Source organism: Kordia sp. (assembly GCF_045105435.1).
In the GTDB taxonomy this organism is placed as follows: domain Bacteria; phylum Bacteroidota; class Bacteroidia; order Flavobacteriales; family Flavobacteriaceae; genus Kordia.
The window spans coordinates 1-4,373 of the sequence record NZ_JBGCDL010000216.1 but is presented as its reverse complement, the minus strand read 5'-3'; the positions used below and the strand labels follow the sequence as shown (position 1 = coordinate 4,373).

The following is a 4,373-nucleotide window of genomic DNA, read 5'->3' as shown; positions in this document are numbered from 1 at the left end:
TAGGTAGGTTTTTTGGTAGTGAGATTATCATTTTCGTGCCTTTTCCGAGTTCACTTTCAATGGAAAAAGTGCCGTTATTTTTTTTAATCATTGATTTACAGAGTTGCATTCCCAATCCTGTACCAATGATGTCTTCATGTTTCTTTTTGGACAGTAATGTTGTGTCTTTTAGCAATTCTTTACGCGTTTCATTATCCATTCCAATTCCAGTATCTTCTACTATTAAATGACAGAAATTGATATCGTCGTTTTGTGTGTAAATGGTAATTTTATCATTCGGATTTGAGAATTTAATCGCGTTGTCAATCAAATTTCTTAAAATGATTTTTAGTGATTCTTTATCTACAAAAACAATCTCATCTTTTGAAACGGTATTTTCAAAGGAAATTTCTTTATCAGCCAAAATCGCTTTATAATTATAGGCTACATGATCTACAGTAGGAGAGAGTCGTAATTTTGAAACTTGAAAAAAAGTTTGTTTTGTTTGTAATAATGCCCAATTCAGCAAATTATCTAATAAATTATATGCGCTATTTACAATGGAACTATTTTTATTAAGTAAACTTTTGACTTCTTTATTATTTTCAGGATCAAGTTTAGTAATCAATTTCGTATTACTGGTTTTAATCGCATTTACCGACGAACGTAAATCGTGACTTACAATGGAAAACAATTTATCTTTTGTGGCATTCAATTCATCTAAGTCTTCTTTTTGCTGATTGATGATCTTATTCCGTTTTACTTTTTCTCGATACAAATATACACTCACGCCAAGCATTAAAAACAAAATTAGTGCAGAATACAAATACGTATTTCGTTCCGCGATCTTTACTTTATTATCAGCTTTAAAAATAGCAACTTGTTTTTGTTCTTTTTCAACGGCTATTTTCTCTTCCGCTTTTGCAGTTGCATAAATTTTATCTTGATCGTTTATAGAATCTTTCCATTGCTCAAATTCTTTTCGGTATTGAATTGCTTTTACGTAGTCTTTCCTGTTTTCTTCAACTATTGCCATGTTTAAGGCTGCATTTTTCTTTGATTTCAAATGACCTGTAGTTTTTGCTAAGTTGTATGCTTCTGTAAAATATGGAATTGCTTGTGCGTCTTTGTATTGTTCGTAATAAAGTGCTGCCAAATTTCCATTAGCGCTTACTAATCGAATCGTATCTTTCAGTTTCTTTATTAATTCAAGACTTTCTGTTAGATAACGTTCTGCTTCATCATATTGTTTTAGATGTAAATAACAAACCCCAATATTATCTTTTATTTTCGTTGGATCTGTTATTAATAATTTTTCAGAAGTTAAATTTTCTATTTGCTTGAAATAGTTGAGCGCTTTTTCAAATTGGGAAGATTCTAATGTGACTGCACCCAAAAAAGCAATCGTATTATTGTAATATTTGAAGTCTTTTGAAACTTTTAAAAATTCTTTTTCAGCTTCTTTTACTATTTTTTTATTGTAAAAACTGTAACCACGAAGAAAATTACAATAATCAATATACTCTTTATCTTTAGAAGAATCAATTAACTCTTTTTTCGTGTAAACTAAGATAGAATCTAGTTGATCTTCAATAAGAAAAGTATTTATTTTTGAAAAATACTTTGTGTTTTTAAGTTGTACTAATTCATTACTTATTTCTTTTTTTAAATCGAAAGGTTTCGCTTCTTTTTGACCAAAAAACAATGTTGGAAAGGTAATAATTATTAGAAAAAAGACATTCTTGTTTTTTAAAATCATCTACTATTTTTTATACAATTTAGGTAAAATTTTAAGATAAAAAAAGTAGCGATTATATGATCGCTACTTTATGATTTACATACACTCAACTATATTGTTTTAAATGAATTTTTGTGATTTAGTTTAAATTTTATGTACAACATTAACTATGTGAAATTGATTTTTAATCAGGTCGCATAGGTGGAGTTACTGTAGTAACTGTTCCTCTTGAAGTTCTTGGATCATCCTGTATTAAAAATACTTCTATTGTTTTGATGGTGCATAAGTCTATTCCAGTAGTACATGTTCTATTAAAAGTAATATCAAAGTGTCTTTCTTGATTTTTATTAATCGCATCACTAGTCTTTCCAAATAATACATATATGTCTATCTTGGGAAAACCATTAGTATCTATATTGTAATCATAATATACAAGAGCGTTTGCCTGACTTTTATTACAAGTATTGCTAATTACCTTTAGTTGTATTTTATTTTCCTCTTTGCAAAAATGAGCCTTAGGAATAGTAGCATAAAAATCTTTAGAAGAAGGATTTGTTGGAGTATTTTTAATAGTGCCAAAAGAACAAAAAGGAGTTATTCCTAATATTTGTTTTCCAGAAAATGTTTTCCCAACTTTTTTTTCAAAAATAGTATGTTTTTGGGATATATAATCAATAATAGTTTTAACAGAGTTCGGATAGTTATTTAGAGAATTTCTACTATTAGTGTTAGTTTCAGCTTTTGGTGTCATTGTCATTGTGCTCATGATATAATTGGTTTGGATAATTGTTTCCTACTCTATTCAGGCTTTTCGGATACCGCCACTTTTTTAGTTTTACAAATTTGTATAGAATTACTAGCTTTTTTAATGAAGTAATTCTTTACAAAGAGAAAACATAATCGTTTTAATTTTGAAGAAAATAGAACGAGATACTGCTTTTTTGGAATAAGATGAAAAAAGAGGAGAATAAGATTGTTAGAGAAGAAAAATATGTATAAAAAAACAGCGAACCGAAGTTCGCTGTCAAGATGAGTTTATAAAGTATTGTGAAAAAGACTAAAAGCGGTTATTTTTTATCACCAAGAATTTCTTCCGTAGCAACACCTGTACTTGCAGTATCTAAGTCATATAAGGTAGAAATTCCTTCTGTAGTAGCTGCTTGTGAGGTTATTTCTGTTTCCTCTTGACCAGTAGTTGCATTGTGTGCTGCATTTGATAAAGCTTGCGCAGTAGCTTCCATAAGGTTTCCTGTAGCAATTGCTGGTTCATCACCAAGAACTTTTGTATTTACTTCTGTAACTGAATCTGTAATTTGTGAGTTTACAGATGTCGGAAAGTTTTTAGGTTGTGCTTCTGTTTTTTTTGTCATGATAAGTGGTTTATATTTTTTCTAATTCAAATGTTATTATTCAGGAATAGCAAGTTTTTCGTATGCTAATGAAGGAATCATACTTTTTATGTAAGGAGCTAATTTTTTCGAGTATGGTAGCATTTTCCAGCCATTAGTATTAATAACAATAGCAAGTGAGTTTCTGTAATAATCTACCTCTTTATTTTTACTTGAATATGATACATTTTTCTCTTTCGCTTCTATTTTTGCCTTTACATATTGTATTACTTCTTCTTCTACAGAATTTTTAAATTTAAAAAAAACCTGTACTTGATACTCAACCAAAGCATATTGAACATCATTATGAGTAATAATCTCAGAGACAGAAATAATCTTAGAAAACTTATTTTTCGCCTCTAACATTTCATTAGTGTCCATTTCTTTAAGTTTTTTTAAAAACTCCGATTTTGACATGATTTGATAATACTTTTCATAATAGTAATTAAGGGCCTCTTCATAATTTTTGGCTTCCATAGCTTTTAAATGAGAAGTTACTGCCGTACGAATATCCGTTGAGGTTTTTTGTGCATGACTCACTGACGTATAGATAAGTATTATAAATAGCAACAATACTTTTTTCATATATTTTGTTTTTAGTTATGTGTTGTTTTAATAAAATAATCGTCGAATCAATAGAACGAATGTAGCAGTTACTGCAATAATCTGAATAATTGACCATACTGTTATTTTAAACGGCTTGCCATATTTGCCAAATTCTTCTTTATGAATTTTATCTAACTGTCTATTCTTGATTGCTTTATCGACTTCTAGTTTATTCCCTGAAAAATCTTTACATGTACTATAAAATTTAGCAGAATCATTAGTCAATCCACAAATAATCCTTTTTGTAGAATCAAACTTCTTATGTGTGCATTTTGAACAAAAACTTAATCTATGTTGTCTATCCATTTCTTTTATTGAAACTTAACATGAAATTTTAAACATCACTTTCTTTAATAATACCACGAATCCAATCGTTTGGAATCATATCAATAGTTAAGTTTACGCGTTCATCACTACCATTATTTAGCACTCTATGCGGATCTGTTAAACGCAAATACCAACATTCGCCAGGTTGCATCGGAACTTCCGAGTCGTTCAAAAAGAATTGAACTCCTTCTTTGTTTAAAATCGGAATGGTCAAGCGAATTACTGAACTGTGAATTTCCAAACCTAAGGTCGGATCGGTATGTTGCTGTACTACCGAATTTGGCGCCAAACGTAATAACCGAACCAACGTAACTTTAGTGTTGGCTTTAAATGTA

Annotated in this window: 5 protein-coding genes; all 5 read right to left on the bottom strand. The window is 29.5% G+C overall.

The features are described 5' to 3' along the window. Positions 1-1,738: ATP-binding protein (locus AB8B65_RS11235; RefSeq protein WP_405301102.1), on the bottom strand; the 1,738-nt coding region annotated here is incomplete at its 3' end. 163 nt (positions 1,739-1,901) lie between these two features. Further along, positions 1,902-2,483, bottom strand: a complete 582-nt coding sequence (locus AB8B65_RS11230; RefSeq protein WP_405301101.1) for a hypothetical protein — start codon at positions 2,481-2,483, stop codon at positions 1,902-1,904. 301 nt (positions 2,484-2,784) lie between these two features. Further along, positions 2,785-3,087, bottom strand: coding sequence for a RebB family R body protein (locus tag AB8B65_RS11225; RefSeq protein WP_405301099.1), 303 nt, complete (start codon positions 3,085-3,087; stop codon positions 2,785-2,787). 36 nt (positions 3,088-3,123) lie between these two features. Then, positions 3,124-3,690, bottom strand: coding sequence for a hypothetical protein (locus AB8B65_RS11220; RefSeq protein ID WP_405301098.1), 567 nt, complete (start codon positions 3,688-3,690; stop codon positions 3,124-3,126). A 355-nt stretch (positions 3,691-4,045) separates the two neighbouring features. Beyond that, positions 4,046-4,373, bottom strand: a 328-nt coding sequence (locus AB8B65_RS11215) for an aspartyl/asparaginyl beta-hydroxylase domain-containing protein (protein ID WP_405301097.1), incomplete at its 5' end; no start/stop codon positions are given.

Excerpts from the sequence above, each read along its gene's own strand:
- AB8B65_RS11230 (WP_405301101.1), bottom strand. The coding sequence starts at position 2,483 with ATGAGCACAATGACAATGACACCAAAAGCTGAAACTAACACTAATAGT.
- AB8B65_RS11225 (WP_405301099.1), bottom strand. The coding sequence starts at position 3,087 with ATGACAAAAAAAACAGAAGCACAACCTAAAAACTTTCCGACATCTGTA.
- AB8B65_RS11220 (WP_405301098.1), bottom strand. The coding sequence starts at position 3,690 with ATGAAAAAAGTATTGTTGCTATTTATAATACTTATCTATACGTCAGTG.